This window comes from Bradyrhizobium sp. BRP22, from assembly GCF_020194175.1.
GTDB lineage: Bacteria > Pseudomonadota > Alphaproteobacteria > Rhizobiales > Xanthobacteraceae > Bradyrhizobium.
Genome location: NZ_JADYVX010000168.1, coordinates 1 through 255, shown reverse-complemented (window position 1 = coordinate 255; position 255 = coordinate 1). Strand labels below are relative to the sequence as shown.

Sequence of the window (255 nt, the reverse complement as noted above, 5' to 3'; positions counted from 1 at the left end):
CTCGTTGGCGAGGTCGCGCAATCGGCCACGCAGAACTGCGTCCGGCGGGCGGCGGGAGCGGTAGCGGATCGTCTTCCGGTCCGCGCTGACGATCGAACAGCCCCGCCGCTCCGACAGGCTCATGACGACCTGCAGATGCGCGACCGCAGCGCGCTTGGCGGCGGGCCCTACCATTTTTTTGAAAGCAGCTCGCGAAAGGCGGCCGCATCAAGCATCTGCTCCGCCAGGAGCTTCTTCAGCTTCGCGTTCTCCTCC

1 pseudogene is annotated in these 255 nt (G+C 66.7%); it reads right to left on the bottom strand.

Annotation, left to right across the window (positions count from 1 at the left end):
- A pseudogene (locus I6F35_RS40735) lies at positions 1 to 255 on the bottom strand (IS3 family transposase); the annotation flags it as partial.